At 75.0% G+C, this 15544-nt stretch carries 13 protein-coding genes; 9 read left to right on the top strand and 4 right to left on the bottom strand.

All coding sequences use genetic code 11. The features are described 5' to 3' along the window. Nucleotides 1-73: 73 nt before the first annotated feature. The 3 genes from ATJ88_RS10815 (at nt 74) to ATJ88_RS10805 (ending at nt 3516) form a co-directional block, all read left to right on the top strand. Nucleotides 74-1237 carry a DUF4192 domain-containing protein gene (locus ATJ88_RS10815; RefSeq protein ID WP_098463827.1) on the top strand — a complete coding sequence of 388 codons (1164 nt, stop codon included), beginning with the start codon at nt 74-76 and terminating at the stop codon, nt 1235-1237. A gap of 9 nt (nt 1238-1246) precedes the next feature. Next, nucleotides 1247-1606 (top strand): universal stress protein, encoded by a 360-nt coding sequence (locus ATJ88_RS10810; protein ID WP_098463826.1) that lies wholly within the window; start codon nt 1247-1249, stop codon nt 1604-1606. A gap of 287 nt (nt 1607-1893) precedes the next feature. Further along, on the top strand, nt 1894-3516 hold the full coding sequence (locus ATJ88_RS10805; RefSeq protein ID WP_098463825.1) for an RNA polymerase sigma factor: 1623 nt from the start codon (nt 1894-1896) through the stop codon (nt 3514-3516). A gap of 79 nt (nt 3517-3595) precedes the next feature. Here the strand turns inward: ATJ88_RS10805 and ATJ88_RS10800 are convergent, their stop codons facing one another. Further along, nucleotides 3596-5041, bottom strand: coding sequence for an FAD-binding oxidoreductase (locus tag ATJ88_RS10800; RefSeq protein WP_098463824.1), 1446 nt, complete (start codon nt 5039-5041; stop codon nt 3596-3598). A gap of 112 nt (nt 5042-5153) precedes the next feature. Here ATJ88_RS10800 and ATJ88_RS10795 point away from each other — a divergent pair, with 112 nt between their 5' ends. Next, nucleotides 5154-6740, top strand: a complete 1587-nt coding sequence (locus ATJ88_RS10795) for a SpoIID/LytB domain-containing protein (protein WP_141538655.1) — start codon at nt 5154-5156, stop codon at nt 6738-6740. Between the two features lie 103 nt (nt 6741-6843). Here ATJ88_RS10795 and ATJ88_RS10790 read toward each other — a convergent pair whose 3' ends face one another. Continuing rightward, nucleotides 6844-7074: a DUF7455 domain-containing protein gene (locus ATJ88_RS10790; RefSeq protein ID WP_098463822.1), complete on the bottom strand. Its 231-nt coding sequence runs from the start codon at nt 7072-7074 to the stop codon at nt 6844-6846. Nucleotides 7075-7205: 131 nt separating this feature from the next. Between ATJ88_RS10790 and ATJ88_RS10785 the strand changes: the two genes are divergently transcribed. The 3 genes from ATJ88_RS10785 to ATJ88_RS10775 all read left to right on the top strand — a co-directional run bounded on the left by ATJ88_RS10785 (nt 7206) and on the right by ATJ88_RS10775 (nt 10433). Beyond that, nucleotides 7206-9332 (top strand): DNA gyrase/topoisomerase IV subunit B, encoded by a 2127-nt coding sequence (locus ATJ88_RS10785; protein ID WP_098465285.1) that lies wholly within the window; start codon nt 7206-7208, stop codon nt 9330-9332. 79 nt (nt 9333-9411) lie between these two features. Beyond that, the gene (locus ATJ88_RS10780; protein WP_170023598.1) at nt 9412-9834 is read left to right on the top strand and encodes a DUF4430 domain-containing protein; all 423 of its coding nucleotides are present in this window, start codon (nt 9412-9414) and stop codon (nt 9832-9834) included. Further along, the gene (locus ATJ88_RS10775; protein WP_098463820.1) at nt 9831-10433 is read left to right on the top strand and encodes a DUF6580 family putative transport protein; all 603 of its coding nucleotides are present in this window, start codon (nt 9831-9833) and stop codon (nt 10431-10433) included. The genes ATJ88_RS10780 and ATJ88_RS10775 overlap by 4 nt, the downstream gene beginning before the upstream one ends. Nucleotides 10434-10508: 75 nt before the next feature. Here ATJ88_RS10775 and ATJ88_RS18570 read toward each other — a convergent pair whose 3' ends face one another. Both ATJ88_RS18570 and ATJ88_RS10765 read right to left on the bottom strand, forming a co-directional pair. Further along, nucleotides 10509-10823 (bottom strand): cupin domain-containing protein, encoded by a 315-nt coding sequence (locus ATJ88_RS18570; RefSeq protein WP_211287500.1) that lies wholly within the window; start codon nt 10821-10823, stop codon nt 10509-10511. A 33-nt stretch (nt 10824-10856) separates the two neighbouring features. Continuing rightward, nucleotides 10857-12506, bottom strand: coding sequence for a PucR family transcriptional regulator (locus ATJ88_RS10765; RefSeq protein WP_211287499.1), 1650 nt, complete (start codon nt 12504-12506; stop codon nt 10857-10859). Between the two features lie 97 nt (nt 12507-12603). On the opposite strand from ATJ88_RS10765, the gene ATJ88_RS10760 reads away from it, so the two are divergent. Next, nucleotides 12604-14136 (top strand): CoA-acylating methylmalonate-semialdehyde dehydrogenase, encoded by a 1533-nt coding sequence (locus ATJ88_RS10760; protein WP_098463819.1) that lies wholly within the window; start codon nt 12604-12606, stop codon nt 14134-14136. Between the two features lie 49 nt (nt 14137-14185). Further along, nucleotides 14186-15544 carry an aspartate aminotransferase family protein gene (locus ATJ88_RS10755; RefSeq protein WP_211287573.1) on the top strand — a complete coding sequence of 453 codons (1359 nt, stop codon included), beginning with the start codon at nt 14186-14188 and terminating at the stop codon, nt 15542-15544.

Here is a 15544-nt window from a genome sequence, read left to right as displayed (position 1 = left end):
CACAGGCCGACGTCGCGCACAGGCACGGGGCCGCGCCGCCCCGCCGGTGGTCCCGGCGCGCTGGGATCCACGCATGACACCCCTCACCTCGACCGCCCCCGCGCCGGTCACGCTGCGCTCGCCCCAGGACCTGCTCGCGGCCCTGCCCTACCAGCTCGGCTTCCGCCCGGCCGAGTCCGTCGTCCTGGCCTGCGTCGCCGACAGGCGCCTCGTCCTGGTCGCCCGGGTCGGGCTCGACGACCTCGGCGGCCCCGACGCCGCCGACGGCCTGACCGGCCTGCGGCGTGCGGTGCGGCACGCCGACCCCGACTGGTGCGCCCTCGTGGTCTACACGGACCTCGACCCCGCCACCGTCGACGCCCGCACCGACCTCGTGCGGGACGTCCTCGACCCGGCGACCCGCGTCGAGGAGTGGCACGTCTCCTCGACCCGCTACCGCGGCCTCGGCTGCACCGACCCCGGCTGCTGCCCCCTCGACGGTCACCCGGTCGCCGCGCTGGACAGCACGGTCGTCGGCGCGAGCCAGGTCCTGGCCGGCCGCGCCGTGGCCGCCTCGGCGCGGGCCGCGTTCGAGATCCCCCCGGTCGACCGCACGGCCCGCGACCTGGCGGCCCGGGCGGCGCGCCGCTGGGAGAAGGCCGGCCGCGCCGACGACGACCGCGCGGCGTGGCGCCGCGAGGCGCTGGCCACGTGGCGACGCGCCCTGCGCGCCGTCGGCCCCGACCACGGCGCCGACGTCGCGCCGGACCGGCTCGGCGCGGCGCTGGCCGGGCGCGTCGCCGCAGCGCTCGCGGACCGGCAGGTGCGGGACGCGGCGCTGCTGACCCTGGTGCCCGGCCACGACGCGTCGGCCCGCCGGACCCTGGAGCACGACGACCCGGCGGCGGTGGAGGAGGCGACCGCTCGGGCGATGGCCGCGGTGACCGACCCGGCGGTGGCGGTGCGCCCCGACCCGCGGACCGCGGCTCGTGCCCGCGCGGTCCTCGAGCAGACCGTGGCGCACGTCCCCCGGCGGCGGCAGGCCGCGCCGTTGACCGTCCTGGCGTTCCTCGCGTGGTGGGAGGGCGACGGCCCGCGGGCGGCCCACCGGGTGACGGCGGCCCTCGCCGTCGATCCCGGCTACCGCCTGGCTCGGCTGGTGGAGAGCGTCGTCGGCGCGGGCCTGCCCCCGGGCTGGGTGCGCGCGGGTCGGCCCGGCGGCGCCGCCGGGCCGACCCCCGACGGGCAGGTCGGGTAGCGTTCGACCATGGCGATCGTCGTTGGACATCTCAGCACCCCCGAGGGCTCCGAGGCGCTGGGTGCCGCCACCGCCGAGGCGCGCCGCCGCGGGTCCGAGCTGGTCCTCGTCACGGCGGCCGCGCAGGACGCCGAGGCCGGGCTGACGGCGTTGCACGAGCGGCTCACCGCCGCCGGGGTCGAGCACCGCCTGGTCCCGGGGACGGGCGACCTGGCGGACGACCTGGTGCGGACCGCCACGGAGTCGGGGGCCGAGCTCATCGTCATCGGGCTGCGCCGCCGCAGCCCTGTGGGCAAGCTCATCCTGGGCTCGGGCGCGCAGCGCATCCTGCTCGACGCGCCGTGCCCGGTGCTGGCCGTCAAGCCCTGACGGCGTCCGGGGCCCGGCGCGCCCGGGCGTGCGCGCCGCGCCCGGCGCGCGAACGGTCCCTGCGCACGGAATAGCCGCCCGGTGGGTCGTGTTGTGCCTGGTGTCCGTCCTGCAGCGCGACGACTGCGTCCCGAGTCACGGCGTCGTCGCCGCTCCCCCCGAGGCCGCACCCGTGTGCCGCCGGTACAATATAGGTGTCCGCCCGAGCCGGAGAGCGACCGAGAGCATCAGGTCCCCGGCCCTGACGGTGGTTCACCGTCCCCCGTCGATTGCCGAAAGGTCGGTTTGTGGCGTCCACTGCGCAGAACCCCCCGCTGCCCCGCGAGTTCGAACACGAGGCCCTCAAGGAGCTCCTCGGGCGAGGAGCCGCCGTCGGCCGCGTCGATGCCGAGAGCTTCCGCTCGGCCTGCGAGGCCGCTGCCGTGGGTGACCCCAAGCGCCTGAAGGCCGTGCTGCGTGCGTTCGCGACCGCCGGGGTGGAGATCGGCCTGCCGACCGCCACCAAGGTCGCCGCGGCCACGTCCGGCGGGGCCACCAAGACCCAGGCGCGGGCGAAGGCGCCCACCGCCAAGGCCGCCACGTCCCGCGCCGCCGCCAAGGCCGAGCCGGCCGAGACCCCGGAGGACGAGGCCGCCGCCCCGGCCCCGAAGCGGACGACCACGCGCACCACGGCGAAGAAGGCCCCGGCGAAGAAGGCCGCCACCTCGACGCGCTCGAAGGCCGCCGCGAAGTCGGCGCCCGAGTCGGACGACGTGCCCGAGGACGAGGACCTCGAGCTCGAGGTCGACGCCGACGAGTCGGACGACGCGGCCGAGACCGTCGCGACCGACGAGACCGACGGCGAGCAGGAGTCCGGCGGCACCCGCACCGCGGCCCGCGCGGCGCGCGAGAAGCGCGAGGAGGACCGCGGCGGGTTCGTCGTGTCCGACTCGGACGACGACGACCAGCCGGCCCAGCAGGTCGTGACGGCCGGCGCCACCGCCGACCCCGTCAAGGACTACCTCAAGCAGATCGGCAAGGTCGCGCTCCTCAACGCCGAGCAGGAGGTCGAGCTCGCCAAGCGCATCGAGGCCGGCCTGTTCGCCGAGGAGCGTCTCGCGCAGGACTACACGGACTTCGACCGGTCGAAGGCCAGCGCCGAGGAGCGTCGCGACTGGCGTGACCTGCAGTGGATCGCCCACGACGGCAAGCGGGCGAAGAACCACCTGCTCGAGGCCAACCTGCGCCTCGTCGTCTCCCTGGCCAAGCGCTACACCGGCCGCGGCATGCTGTTCCTGGACCTCATCCAGGAGGGCAACCTCGGTCTGATCCGCGCGGTCGAGAAGTTCGACTACACCAAGGGCTACAAGTTCTCGACGTACGCCACCTGGTGGATCCGTCAGGCGATCACCCGCGCCATGGCCGACCAGGCCCGCACCATCCGTATCCCGGTGCACATGGTCGAGGTCATCAACAAGCTCGCCCGCGTGCAGCGCCAGATGCTCCAGGACCTGGGCCGCGAGCCCACGCCGGAGGAGCTGGCCAAGGAGCTGGACATGACGCCCGAGAAGGTCGTCGAGGTCCAGAAGTACGGGCGCGAGCCCATCTCGCTGCACACCCCGCTCGGCGAGGACGGCGACAGCGAGTTCGGTGACCTCATCGAGGACTCCGAGGCGGTCGTCCCGTCCGACGCGGTGTCGTTCACGCTCCTGCAGGAGCAGCTGCACCAGGTCCTCGACACGCTCTCCGAGCGCGAGGCCGGCGTGGTGTCGATGCGGTTCGGCCTCCAGGACGGCCAGCCGAAGACGCTCGACGAGATCGGCAAGGTCTACGGGGTGACGCGTGAGCGCATCCGGCAGATCGAGTCCAAGACGATGTCGAAGCTGCGTCACCCGTCGCGCTCGCAGGTCCTGCGCGACTACCTCGACTGACCCGCAGCGCGGTCCGTCACGAAGCCCCCGTACCGGTGTCCCGGTGCGGGGGCTCCGTCGTCCTCGGCGGGCGCGGCCGTCAGGCGCCGCGTTCGGAGACGACGTCCCAGCGGGCCGACGGGTCGAGCACGCCGTGCGGGTCGAGGCTTCGGCGCAGCGCCACCAGCCGGTCGTAGGTCACGGCGCCGTACGCCGTGCGGACCCGCCGGGCGGAGGCCGCGTCGCGCGGACCGGCCAGGTTGAGGAGCGCACCGCCGGTGCTCCAGGGCGCGAGGGCACCGAGGACGTCCTGCAGGCGCTCGGTGACGTCCGGCGGCCCGAGCGGGGCGGCGAGCGCCCCCACGAACAGGGTGAACTCCGCGTCCCGACCGCCCACCGCGCTCGGCACCACCGGGTGCCGGGCCACCGCGCCACCGAGGAGGCGCAGCTCGGCCATGAGCACGGGGGAGTCCGCCGGGGTCGCCGCGAGGAACGCGTCGACCGCGGCGGCCGGCAGCTCCCGCAGGGTGCACCCGGCGTCGACCATCGGCATCGGGTCCTCGGGGTCGCCGTGGACCTCGCCCAGGCGGGCGTACGGGAGGTCGCCCACGGTGTCCATGAGCGGCGTCGCCGTGCGCCGCAGCGCGTCGACCAGGGGGTCGGGCGCGGTCAGGTCGCCGTGGCGCACGTACCGGACGACGAGGACGGCGCGGCCGCGCAGCGGTTCCGGCAGGTGGGGCAGGGGCGGCAGGTTGAGGCGCACGACCGACGTGGACACGTCGTCGGGCAGGTCCGAGGTCAGGCCGCGCCAGCGGTGCAGGACGGCGGGGGCGTCGTCGACGTCGAACCACAGCGCCCCGGCCCGCACCACCGTCAGGGGGAACAGGTCGAACGTCAGGGCGGTGACGACGCCGTACGCCCCGCCGCCGCCCCGCAGCGCCCAGAACAGGTCCGCGTGGTGCTCCGGGGTGGCGGTCACGAGGTCGCCCGACGGGGTGACGACGTCGATCGAGCGGACGTGGTCGGCGGCGAGGCCGAACGTGCGGGCCAGGGGACCGAGACCACCGCCGAGCGTGTACCCGACGACGCCCACGTCCGGGGACGACCCGCACAGGCCGCCCAGCCCGTGCGGTGCGGCCGCGTCGAGCACGGCGCGCCACCGGACGCCGGCGCCGACGGTGGCGGTCCGCGCCGCCACGTCGATCTCCAGGCGGTCGAGCGCGGAGGTGTCGAGCAGCACGTCGGCCGGGCCGGTGGGGGCGGCGCTGTGGCCGGTCGAGCGGACGCCGACGCCCAGCCCGTACGCCACGGCGGTGCGGACGGTGAGCGCGACGTCGACGGGCGTGGCGGCGTGGACGACGAGCGCGGGCCGGTGGGCCAGGGCCAGGTTGTAGCCCGTGAGGGCGGCGTCGTAGCCGTCGTCGCCCGGGCGGCGGACGGTGCCGCTCACGGTGCGCCCGAGCGTGTCGGCGGCGTCGGCGGCGGCGGCGAGGTGCTCCGACGTGGGTTCGTCGAGCGCGGTCGCGGGGCCGGTGGTGCTGGACATCTGTCCTCCTCGGTTCGATGGTGCCGAGAAGGAGGGAGGGGCCGGGGCGCGCGTCGTGACACGCGTCTCACGGGCGCCGCCGGTGCGGGCGGCGGTGTGGCAGGGTGTCGGGGTGATCCTCGCCACGGTCCACGGTCGCCCGCGCGGCGCCGCGCCCCTGCTCACCGCCCTCCTCGCCCTCGTGCTGGTGGCGTCCGTGCTCTGGGCCCCGCCGGCGCAGGCGGCGACGCGGAAGCTCCAGGCGTCCGGCGGCGGGACGATCACCGCGTCCACGTCGAAGACCCTGAAGGTCCGCTACGTCAGGAGCGGCCAACCCGTGCGCGGGGCGACGGTGACGCTGCAGCGCAAGAAGGGCTCCTCCTGGGTGAAGGTGCGCACGGTGCGCACCGGGAAGAAGGGCGGCGCGAGCGTCTCGGTGTCGCCGCGCACGACGACGACGTACCGGTTCCGCACGGGCAGGGCGCGCAGCGCAGGCGTGACCGTGCGCGTGGTGCCCGCCCGCTTCGCGATCACGGGCTCGGGGTCCGGGCACGGCGTCGGGCTGAGCCAGTGGGGCGCGTACGAGCAGTCCCGCCGGGGCCGCACGGCCGCGCAGATCCTCGGTTACTACTACCCGGGCGCCGTGGTGTCCGAGGCCAACGACCCGCGCACCACCCTCGACGTGCAGGTGCTCGGCCCGCCCGCCGACACGCGCACCTCGACGGTCCTCGCCGTCGGCTCAGGACGGTGGCGCCTGCGGGACACGGCGGGCTCGGTGGTGGCGTCGGGCGGGCCGCAGCAGCGGGTCACCGTCGCCACGACGTCGAACGGGGTGTCGGCCACGGTCCGGCAGGACGGGCGCACCGTGGCCGGCGTCGGCACGCGGTCGCGGTTCACCTTCGAGTGGACCGGCACCCGCGACCACTCCCCGACCGGCACGAGGGCCGTCGCGACCGTGACCGGGGCGCAGGGCACCTACCGCCACGGGTCGCTGGTGGTCTCGAAGCGGTCGGGACGCGTCAACGTCGTCAACCGGGTCGTCATCAACACCGAGTACCTGTACGGGATCGACGAGATGCCGTCGGGGTGGGGGTCGGCCACGAACCGCGGCGCCGCCGCGCTCCAGGCGCAGGTGGTCGCGGCGCGCAACTACGCGATCGTGGAGAAGGTGCGCGGGCTCAAGAGCACCTGCGGCTGCCACGTCTACGACGACACCCGTTCCCAGCACTACGTCGGCTGGCGCAAGCAGGGCGGGAGCTGGGGGAGCGCGTGGGTCGCCGCCGTCGACGCGACGGTGCACGACGGCACGGTCACCGTGCTGCGCGACGCCTCGGGCGGGTTCGCCGAGACCCCGTACTTCGCCTCCACGGGTGCCGCGGGCGGGCGCCGCGGCACCGCGACGAACGCCGAGGCGTTCGGCACCACCGCGCTGCCGTACCTGCGGCACGTGCCCGACTCGTACGCGGCGTCGGCGCCGGGCAACCCGTACCTGCGCTGGACGGACTCGATCACGCAGGCGCAGGCACGCAGGATCTTCGGGCTGTCGTCGGTGCGGTCGGTGGCCGTGACGGCGCGCTGGTCGGGCGGCCAGGTGCGCACGCTCACCGCGACGTCCGCGACCGGCACGAAGGTGTCGCGCACGCGGACGGCGGAGGGGTGGCGCACCACGCTCGGGCTGCGGGGCGGCTGGGTGTCGTCGTTCGCGGGCCGGACGAGCTGAGGTCTGCGCCCGGTGCGCCGGCGGCGACGACCGGGCCCGGACGCACGAGAGCCCCGCACCGTGAGGTGCGGGGCTCTCGTGGCGTCGGCGGCGGTGCGCCGCGTCAGACGGACTCGGTCCGGGCCGACCCGTGCTGGCTGTGCAGCCGGTCGGTCTCGTCCTGGACGTGGCGCGCGACGCCGCGGTAGGCGTCGGCGTGGGCTCGGGCGTGGTGGCCGCAGAAGAGGAGCTCTCCGACGGGAAGAACCACGCGGACGTAGGCCTGCGCACCGCAGCGGTCGCAGCGGTCGGCGGCGGTCAGCGGCTCGGTCGTGGGTTCGGTCGTCGTGGTCACACCACCATCAAACCATCCGGGCCCCGGATTGTTCCCCTCCGGGGCCCCTGGTTCGCTCCCGGCGATCACGCGCGGCCCGGCGCCGGAGCGTCGGCCTCGGCGTGTCACCCGCCTGGACTACCCTCGTGCGCGTGACAGCCACGTCTGAGTCCGGGTACACCGCACGCCACCTGTCCGTCCTCGAGGGCCTCGAGGCGGTGCGCAAGCGTCCCGGCATGTACATCGGGTCGACGGACTCCCGCGGCCTCATGCACTGCCTGTGGGAGATCATCGACAACTCCGTCGACGAGGCGCTCGGCGGCCACGCGACGGACATCAAGGTGGTGCTGCACGCCGACGCGTCGGTGACGGTCGTGGACGACGGTCGCGGCATCCCGGTCGACGCCGAGCCGAAGACCGGCCTGTCGGGCGTCGAGGTCGTGTTCACCAAGCTGCACGCCGGCGGCAAGTTCGGCGGCGGCTCGTACACGGCGTCCGGCGGCCTGCACGGCGTGGGCGCGTCGGTCGTCAACGCGCTGTCGTCACGTCTCGACGTCGAGGTCGACCGCGGCGGCAAGACGTACCGGATGACGTTCCACCGGGGCGAGCCGGGCACGTTCGCCGACCCGGCCTCCGGCCCGACGCCGGACGCGACGTTCACGCCGTTCGTCGACCACAGCGAGCTGACGGTCGAGGGCAAGGTGCCCCGCGGCCGCACCGGCACCCGCGTCCGCTACTGGGCGGACCGGCAGATCTTCCCGAAGTCGGCGGTGTTCGCCTACGACGAGCTCGTCACCCGCGCCCGGCAGACGACGTTCCTCGTGCCGGGCCTGCGCATCACCGTGCGCGACGAGCGCGGTCTGCCGGGCACCCCGGGGGAGTCGGGCCCCCACGAGGAGGTGTTCCAGCACGACGGCGGCGCGGTCGACTTCGTCGAGTTCCTCGCCCCGGACACCCCGGTCACCTCCACGTGGCGCCTGCAGGGCTCGGGCCGGTTCACCGAGACGGTGCCCGTGCTGGACGCCAAGGGCCACATGTCCCCCCAGGAGGTCGAGCGCGAGTGCGAGGTGGACGTGGCGCTGCGCTGGGGCGCGGGCTACGAGACCGAGCTGCGCACCTTCGTCAACATCATCGCGACCCCGAAGGGCGGCTCGCACCGCACGGGGTTCGAGCAGGGCCTGCTCAAGACCGTCCGCAAGCAGGTCGAGGTGAACGCCCGCCGGCTCAAGGTGTCCGCGAAGGACTCCGCGGAGCGGATCGAGAAGGACGACGCGCTGGCGGGTCTGACCGCGGTCGTGACCGTGCGTCTGGCCGAGCCGCAGTTCGAGGGGCAGACGAAGGAGGTGCTCGGCACCGCGCCGGTGCGCGCCATCGTCGCGAAGGTCGTGGAGTCCGAGCTCGGCAAGCTGCTGACCTCCACCAAGCGGGACGAGAAGGCGCAGGCCGCGCTGCTGCTGGAGAAGGTCGTCGCGGAGATGCGGGCGCGCGTCACGGCGCGCAAGCAGAAGGAGATCTCGCGCCGCAAGAACGCGCTGGAGTCGTCCTCCCTGCCGGCGAAGCTCGCGGACTGCCGCAGCGACGACGTCAATCGCTCCGAGCTGTTCATCGTCGAGGGCGACTCGGCCCTCGGCACGGCCAAGCTGGCCCGGTCGAGCGACTTCCAGGCGCTGCTGCCGATCCGCGGCAAGATCCTCAACGTCCAGAAGGCGTCGATCAGCGACATGCTGCGCAACGTCGAGTGCGCGGCGATCATCCAGGTCCTCGGCGCGGGCTCGGGCCGCTCGTTCGAGCTGGAGGCCGCGCGGTACGGCAAGGTCGTGCTGATGACGGACGCCGACGTCGACGGCGCGCACATCCGCACGCTGCTGCTCACCCTGTTCTACCGCTACATGCGCCCGATGCTCGAGGCGGGCCGCGTGTACGCGGCCGTGCCGCCGCTGCACCGCATCGAGGTCCTCGGGTCGGGCCGCCGCAAGAACGAGTACATCTACACGTACTCCGAGGCCGAGCTCGCGGCGACGCTGAAGAAGCTCGACCGGGCCGGGCGCCGGTACAAGGACGACATCCAGCGGTACAAGGGCCTGGGCGAAATGGACGCCGACCAGCTCGCGGAGACGACGATGGACCCGCGCCACCGGACGCTGCGTCGCGTGACGGTCGAGGGCGCGGAGGCCGCCGAGCGCGTCTTCGAGCTGCTCATGGGGTCGGACGTGGCGCCGCGCAAGGAGTTCATCGTGGCCGGGGCGCACGCGCTCGACCGGTCGCAGATCGACGCCTGAGGACCGGCGGCGCGGGTCGGTGTCCGGATCGCGGCCACGACGCACGCCGCGGGGCGGCGGACGGATAGGCTGGTCGACCGTGACGATCTCCACGCGCCCGCTCCCCGCCCGCCTCCTCGCCGCCACCACGGCGGGTCTGCTCTCCGTCGGCCTCCTGGCCGGCTGCTCGACCGAGGACGCGGCGACGCCCGCGGCCACCGCCTCGGCCTCCGCCGAGGCGTCGGCCGCCGCCACGGAGGCCGCCGAGGTCACCGAGCTCACCTACGAGGGCGAGACGGGTCGCACCGCGCTGGACCTCCTGCTCGAGCACGACCCGCAGGCCGAGGTCTCGGGCGAGGGCGAGATGGCCTACGTCACCGGCATCGGCGGGCGTACCGCCGAGGACGGCACGGAGTTCTGGGGCTTCTACGTCGACGGCGAGATGGCCGAGGTCGGCGCGGGCTCCTTCGAGACCGAGGACGGTCAGCAGATCCTGTGGAAGCTGGAGAAGATCGAGTCGTGAGCACCTCGACCGCACCGGACCTGACCCTGCGCGACCTCGCGGAGCGCTGGTGGCGCCCCGCCGTCGCCGTGGCGCTCGTCGTCGCCGCGATCGTGTGGCGGCTCGTCAAGGACGACCTGGGCGCACCGCCCAACCTCGAGCTGTCCACCGCGGCCGCGTTCGCCGCGGCCGCGCTGCTGCGGCACCGCGCCGCGATGCTGGCCCCGCTCGTCGTGGTCATGGTCAGCGACCTCGTGCTGTCGAACTCCGCGATCCTCGTCTTCACGTGGACCGCGTGGGCCGTCATCGGCGTCGCGTCGTGGTGGACGCGGCGCGCGTCCGGGGGCGTGCGGTTCGTCGCCGCCCTCGGGTTCGGCGTCGGCTCGACCCTCTGGTTCTACCTCTGGACGAACTTCGGCGTGTGGCTCCAGGGCCGGGGCACGTTCTACCCGGCGGGCCTCGACGGCCTCGCGGCGAGCTACGTCGCGGGCCTGCCGTTCCTGCGCCCGATGCTGCTCGGCAACCTCGTGCTGCTGCCCGTCGTGGCGGGCGTCGTCGCGCTGGTCGAGCGGCTGGAGGCCGTCGCCGGTCTCGCACCGGCCGGCGTCGCCGCGCGCTGACGCACCTCGGCCGGGACGCGGGCGCAGCGCCCCCGCCCGGCCTCGTCCGTCTCGCGGCCCGGCCGGCCGAGCGGATCAGGCGACGTAGAGCTTGCGCAGGGTGTCCGTGACCGTCCACGTGGTGCGCTCGCCGGCACGCAGCCGGACGGCGACGCCCGGGGCGAGCGCGATCTCCTCGCCGTCGTCGAACGTCACGGTGCCCGCGCCGGTGAGCACGACGAACACCTCGTCGGTCTCGGTGTCGTCGGCCGTGCCCTGCTCCATCTCCCACACGCCGACCTCGAGGCCGCCCAGCGCGCCGAGAGGCCGATGCCCGGTCCCGGGGCGGGCGTCTTCGGGGCCGAACGGCCCGATGTCCAGGGGCGACGTGGTGTCGAGGAGTCTGCGCACCTGATCATCCTGGCCGCGGACGCCCCGCCCGGGTCACGACGGAACGTCGCCGCCGGGCGCGATGCCCGACACTTCGTCGGCCAGCAGCGCCACGTGCAGCGACACCCGCACGTCCGCGTCGCCGAGGTCGGCGCCCAGCAGACGTTCCAGCCGGGCGAGCCGGTCGTAGAACGCGGCGCGGGACAGGTGCAGGCTCGCCGCGGCGTCGCTCTTGGACCCGGGGTGGGCCAGCAGCGCCTCCAGCACGGGACGCAGCGCCGCCCCGGGCCGGTCGGCCACGCGCGCGTCGTGACGTCGCAGCTCGTCGAGCTGCCGGTCGACGAACAGCCGGACCCGTTCGTCCGGGCCCAGCATCGAGAGCAGGCCGCGCAGGCCGGTGTCCTCCAGCCGCAGGGCCCGGCCTGGCCGGGCCGTGCGCGCGTCGCCGCGGGCCGCGTCGGCGACCAGCTGGGCCTCGCGCACGGTGAGGTCGATCCCGGCGCGTTCGTCGGTGACGGGACCGGCGGTCACGAGCACGGGGCGGTGCTCGCCGAGGCGGGCGGCGATCCGGTCGGCGACGCCGTCGAGGTCCGCGGTGGGCGGGGCGGACAGCAGCAGCCGCACGTCACGGTCGACCTCGGCCACGAGTGCCGGCGTCCTGGTCGCGTGCGCCGCGGCGACGACGGCCGCCACGACGTCCCCCGCGTCGGGGGCGCCGGTGCCGGGCTCGGTGCGCACGCCGGTGGGGACGGTGCGGACCACCAGGGCCACGTACCGGCGGCGGTGCGTGGGGAACCCCGCGAGGTCGGCGCGGCGGCGGGCGTCCTCGCCGTCGGGGTCGCGCTGCAGGCCGCGGATCACCTCGGCGTGGGTGCGGCGCACGAGCTTGTCGCGGTCGCGGCTGTGCAGGCGGTGCAGGGACAGGGCGGCGGCGGCCCGCTCGGCCACCGCGACGAGGCGCTGCGTCGGCGCGGTGGCGGAGCCGACGACGAGCCGTCCCCAGCTGCGCTCGTCGCTGCCGAGCCGGGTGACGAGCCAGCCGTTGACCGGGTCCCAGCCGGTGCGTCCGGCGATGCGGACGCGGGACGACCGGGCGTGCCAGCCCTCCAGGAATCCGGGGTCGTCCTGGGGTCCGGCGAGGTAGTCCAGCGGGCGGTGCTCGGCGCTCTCCAGCACGACGGCCGCGCCCGCGAGGCGCCGCACGGCGTCGAGCACGTCGGCGGGACCCGCCTGGGTGAAGCTCAGCTCGGTGAACGTCTCGTGCACCCGCTGGGCCTCGCGGAGCTCGGTCAGCCGGCCGTCGACGATCCGTTCGCCGATCGCCTGGGTGAGGTGGGCGAACCGGGTCTCGTGGGTGAGGGCGACCAGCGGCAGGCCGGCGTCGCGGCAGGCGTCGACGAGCGCGGGGGGCAGCGCGGTCCAGCGGCGGCCGAGCTCCACGACGAGCCCGACGGCGTCGGCGTCGGCGAGGGTCCGGGCGAACGCCGCCAGGTCGGGGGCGTCGTCGGGGGGCAGGCCCGTGCCGGTGGTGAGGACGAGGTCGCCGGGGCGCAGCAGGCGCGCGATGTCGGGCAGCTCGGTCGCGTGCACCCAGCGGATGGCGCGGCCCAGGTTCTCGGTCCCGGCGAGGACCTCGGGCCCGGCCTGGCGCAGGGCGGGCATCTCGAGCGCCTCGGCGAGCGTCAGTGCGGTCACGGGTGCCATTGTGCCGCCTGCCGCGGTGACACTCTGACGGGACGGGAGCGGGATCATCGACAGGTTGTCGGTGTCGTCCACGTCACAGCGGGGCAGACTCCTCGCCATGACCTCGACGATCTCGACGATCCAGCACTGGTCGGACGGCGCGGAGCACCCGGGTGCCTCCGGGAGCTGGGCCGACGTCACCAACCCCGCCACCGGCCGCGTGACCGGCCGCGTGGCGCTCGCCGACGAGCGCGACGCCCGGCACGTCATCGCCGCCGCGGCGGCGGCCGCCCCGGCGTGGGCCCGCACGTCCCTGGCGCGCCGCACCCAGGTGGTCTTCGCGTTCCGCGAGCTGCTCAACGCCCGCCGCGACGAGCTGGCGGCGATCATCACCGCCGAGCACGGCAAGGTGCACTCCGACGCCCTGGGCGAGGTCGCCCGCGGCCAGGAGGTCGTGGAGTTCGCCTGCGGCATCTCGCACCTGCTCAAGGGCGGCGCGACGGCGGGCGCCTCGACCGGGGTCGACGTCCACTCCCGGCGCGCCCCCGTCGGGGTGGTCGGCATCATCAGCCCGTTCAACTTCCCGGCGATGGTGCCGATGTGGTTCTTCCCGATCGCGATCGCCGCGGGCAACGCCGTCGTGCTCAAGCCGAGCGAGAAGGACCCGAGCGCCGCGATCTGGCTCGCCCGCCTCTGGCAGGAGGCCGGTCTGCCGGACGGCGTGTTCAACGTGCTCCAGGGCGACAAGGTCGCCGTGGACGCGCTGCTCACCAGCCCCGAGGTCGGGGCGATCAGCTTCGTCGGGTCGACCCCCGTCGCGGAGTACGTCTACGAGACCGCGAGCCGGCACGGCAAGCGCGTCCAGGCGCTCGGCGGCGCGAAGAACCACATGGTGGTGCTGCCCGACGCCGACCTCGACCTCGCCGCGGACGCCGCGGTCAGCGCGGGGTACGGCAGCGCCGGCGAGCGCTGCATGGCGATCAGCGTCGTGGTGGCCGTCGACCCCGTCGCCGACGACCTCGTGGCGCGCATCGCCGACCGCACCCGCACCCTGGCGATCGGGGACGGCGGCCGGGCGGCCACCGGCGACGGCCGCGAGGTCGACATGGGCCCGCTCGTGACGCGCGCGCACCGTGACCGTGTCGCGTCCTTCGTGGAGGCGGGCGAGCGTGAGGGCGCCAAGCTCGTCGTCGACGGCCGGACCACCGCGGCCCGGGGCGCCGAGGACGGCTTCTGGCTCGGCCCGACCCTGTTCGACGGCGTCACCCCGGACATGTCGGTCTACACCGAGGAGATCTTCGGCCCGGTGCTGAGCGTGGTGCGGGTGTCCTCGTACGAGGAGGCGATCGCGCTCGTCAACGGCAACGCCTACGGCAACGGCACCGCGGTGTTCACGAACGACGGCGGCGCGGCCCGCCGGTTCGAGGAGGACGTCGAGGTCGGCATGATCGGCGTCAACGTGCCCGTCCCCGTGCCGGTCGCCTACTACTCGTTCGGCGGCTGGAAGCGGTCGCTGTTCGGCGACACCCACGCCCACGGCGTCGAGGGCGTCCACTTCTTCACCCGCGGCAAGGTCGTCACGACCCGCTGGATCGACCCGGCCAACCGGCCCGCCGGCGGCCTCGACCTGGGGTTCCCCCGCAATGACTGACGCCGCCACGACCACCGCCACCGCACCCGCCGACCGGATCGAGGAGAGCATGCACGACGACCTCGCGACCACCCTGGACCCGGAGCGCGCCCACGCGCTCGACCGCGCGCACGTCTTCCACTCGTGGTCCGCGCAGGCGGCCCTCGACCCGATGGTCATCACGCGCGCCGAGGGTTCGCGGGTCTGGGACGGGCAGGGGCGCGAGTACCTGGACTTCAGCTCGCAGCTCGTGTTCACCAACCTCGGGCACCAGCACCCCCGGGTGGTCGCGGCGATCCAGGAGCAGGCCGCGCGCCTGTGCACGGTCGCGCCGGCGTTCGCCAACGGCACCCGCTCGGAGGCGGCCCGGCTCGTCGCGTCGCACACGCCCGGCGACCTGGACCACGTGTTCTTCACCAACGGCGGCGCGGACGCCAACGAGCACGCGATCCGCATGGCGCGCCTGCACACCGGGCGGCACAAGGTCCTGTCGACGTACCGGTCGTACCACGGCGGCACCCACCTGGCGGTCAACGTCACGGGCGACCCGCGCCGGTGGCCGAGCGACCACGCCTCCGCGGGCGTCGTGCACTTCTTCGGTCCGTTCCTTTACCGGTCGCCGTTCCACGCCACCACGGAGGCCGAGGAGTGCCAGCGCGCGCTGGAGCACCTGGAGCAGGTCGTCGCGTTCGAGGGCCCGGGCACGATCGCGGCCGTCGTCCTGGAGGGGATCCCCGGCACGGCGGGCGTCATGGTGCCGCCGCGCGACTACCTGGCCGGCGTCCGCGAGATCTGCGACCGGTACGGCATCGTCATGATCGCCGACGAGGTGATGAGCGGGTTCGGCCGGTCGGGCCGCTGGTTCGGCGTCGACCACGCGTCCGGCGGGGCCGGGGTCGTGCCCGACCTGCTGACCTTCGCCAAGGGCGTCAACTCCGGGTACGTCCCGCTGGGCGGCGTCGCGATCAGCGACGCGATCTTCGCGACGTTCGCGCATGACCGGTACCCCGGCGGGCTGACCTACTCCGGCCACCCGCTGGCGTGCGCCGCCGCCGTCGCGACCATCCGGACGATGGAGGACGACGACGTCGTGGGGCGGGCCGCCGCGCTCGGCGACGACGTCCTCGGGCCCGGGCTGCGCGCCCTGGCCGAGCGCCACCCGTGGGTGGGGGAGGTCCGCGGGACCGGCGCGTTCTGGGCCGTCGAGCTCGTCCGCGACCGCGCCACCAAGGAACCGCTGGCCCCCGCCGGCGGGTCCAGCCCCGAGATGGCGGCCGTCCTCGGCGGCTGCAAGGAGCGCGGCCTGCTGCCGTTCACCACCGACCACCGCATCCACGTCGTGCCGCCGCTGACCACCACCCCCGACGAGGCCCGCGCGGGACTGCGGATCCTCGACGAGGCCCTCACGGCCGCGCACGCGGCCGCCTGA

This window comes from Isoptericola jiangsuensis, assembly GCF_002563715.1.
Taxonomy (GTDB): Bacteria; Actinomycetota; Actinomycetes; order Actinomycetales; family Cellulomonadaceae; genus Isoptericola; species Isoptericola jiangsuensis.
The sequence above is the reverse complement of the archived record's forward strand: the minus strand, read 5'-3'. Positions and strand labels throughout refer to the sequence as shown.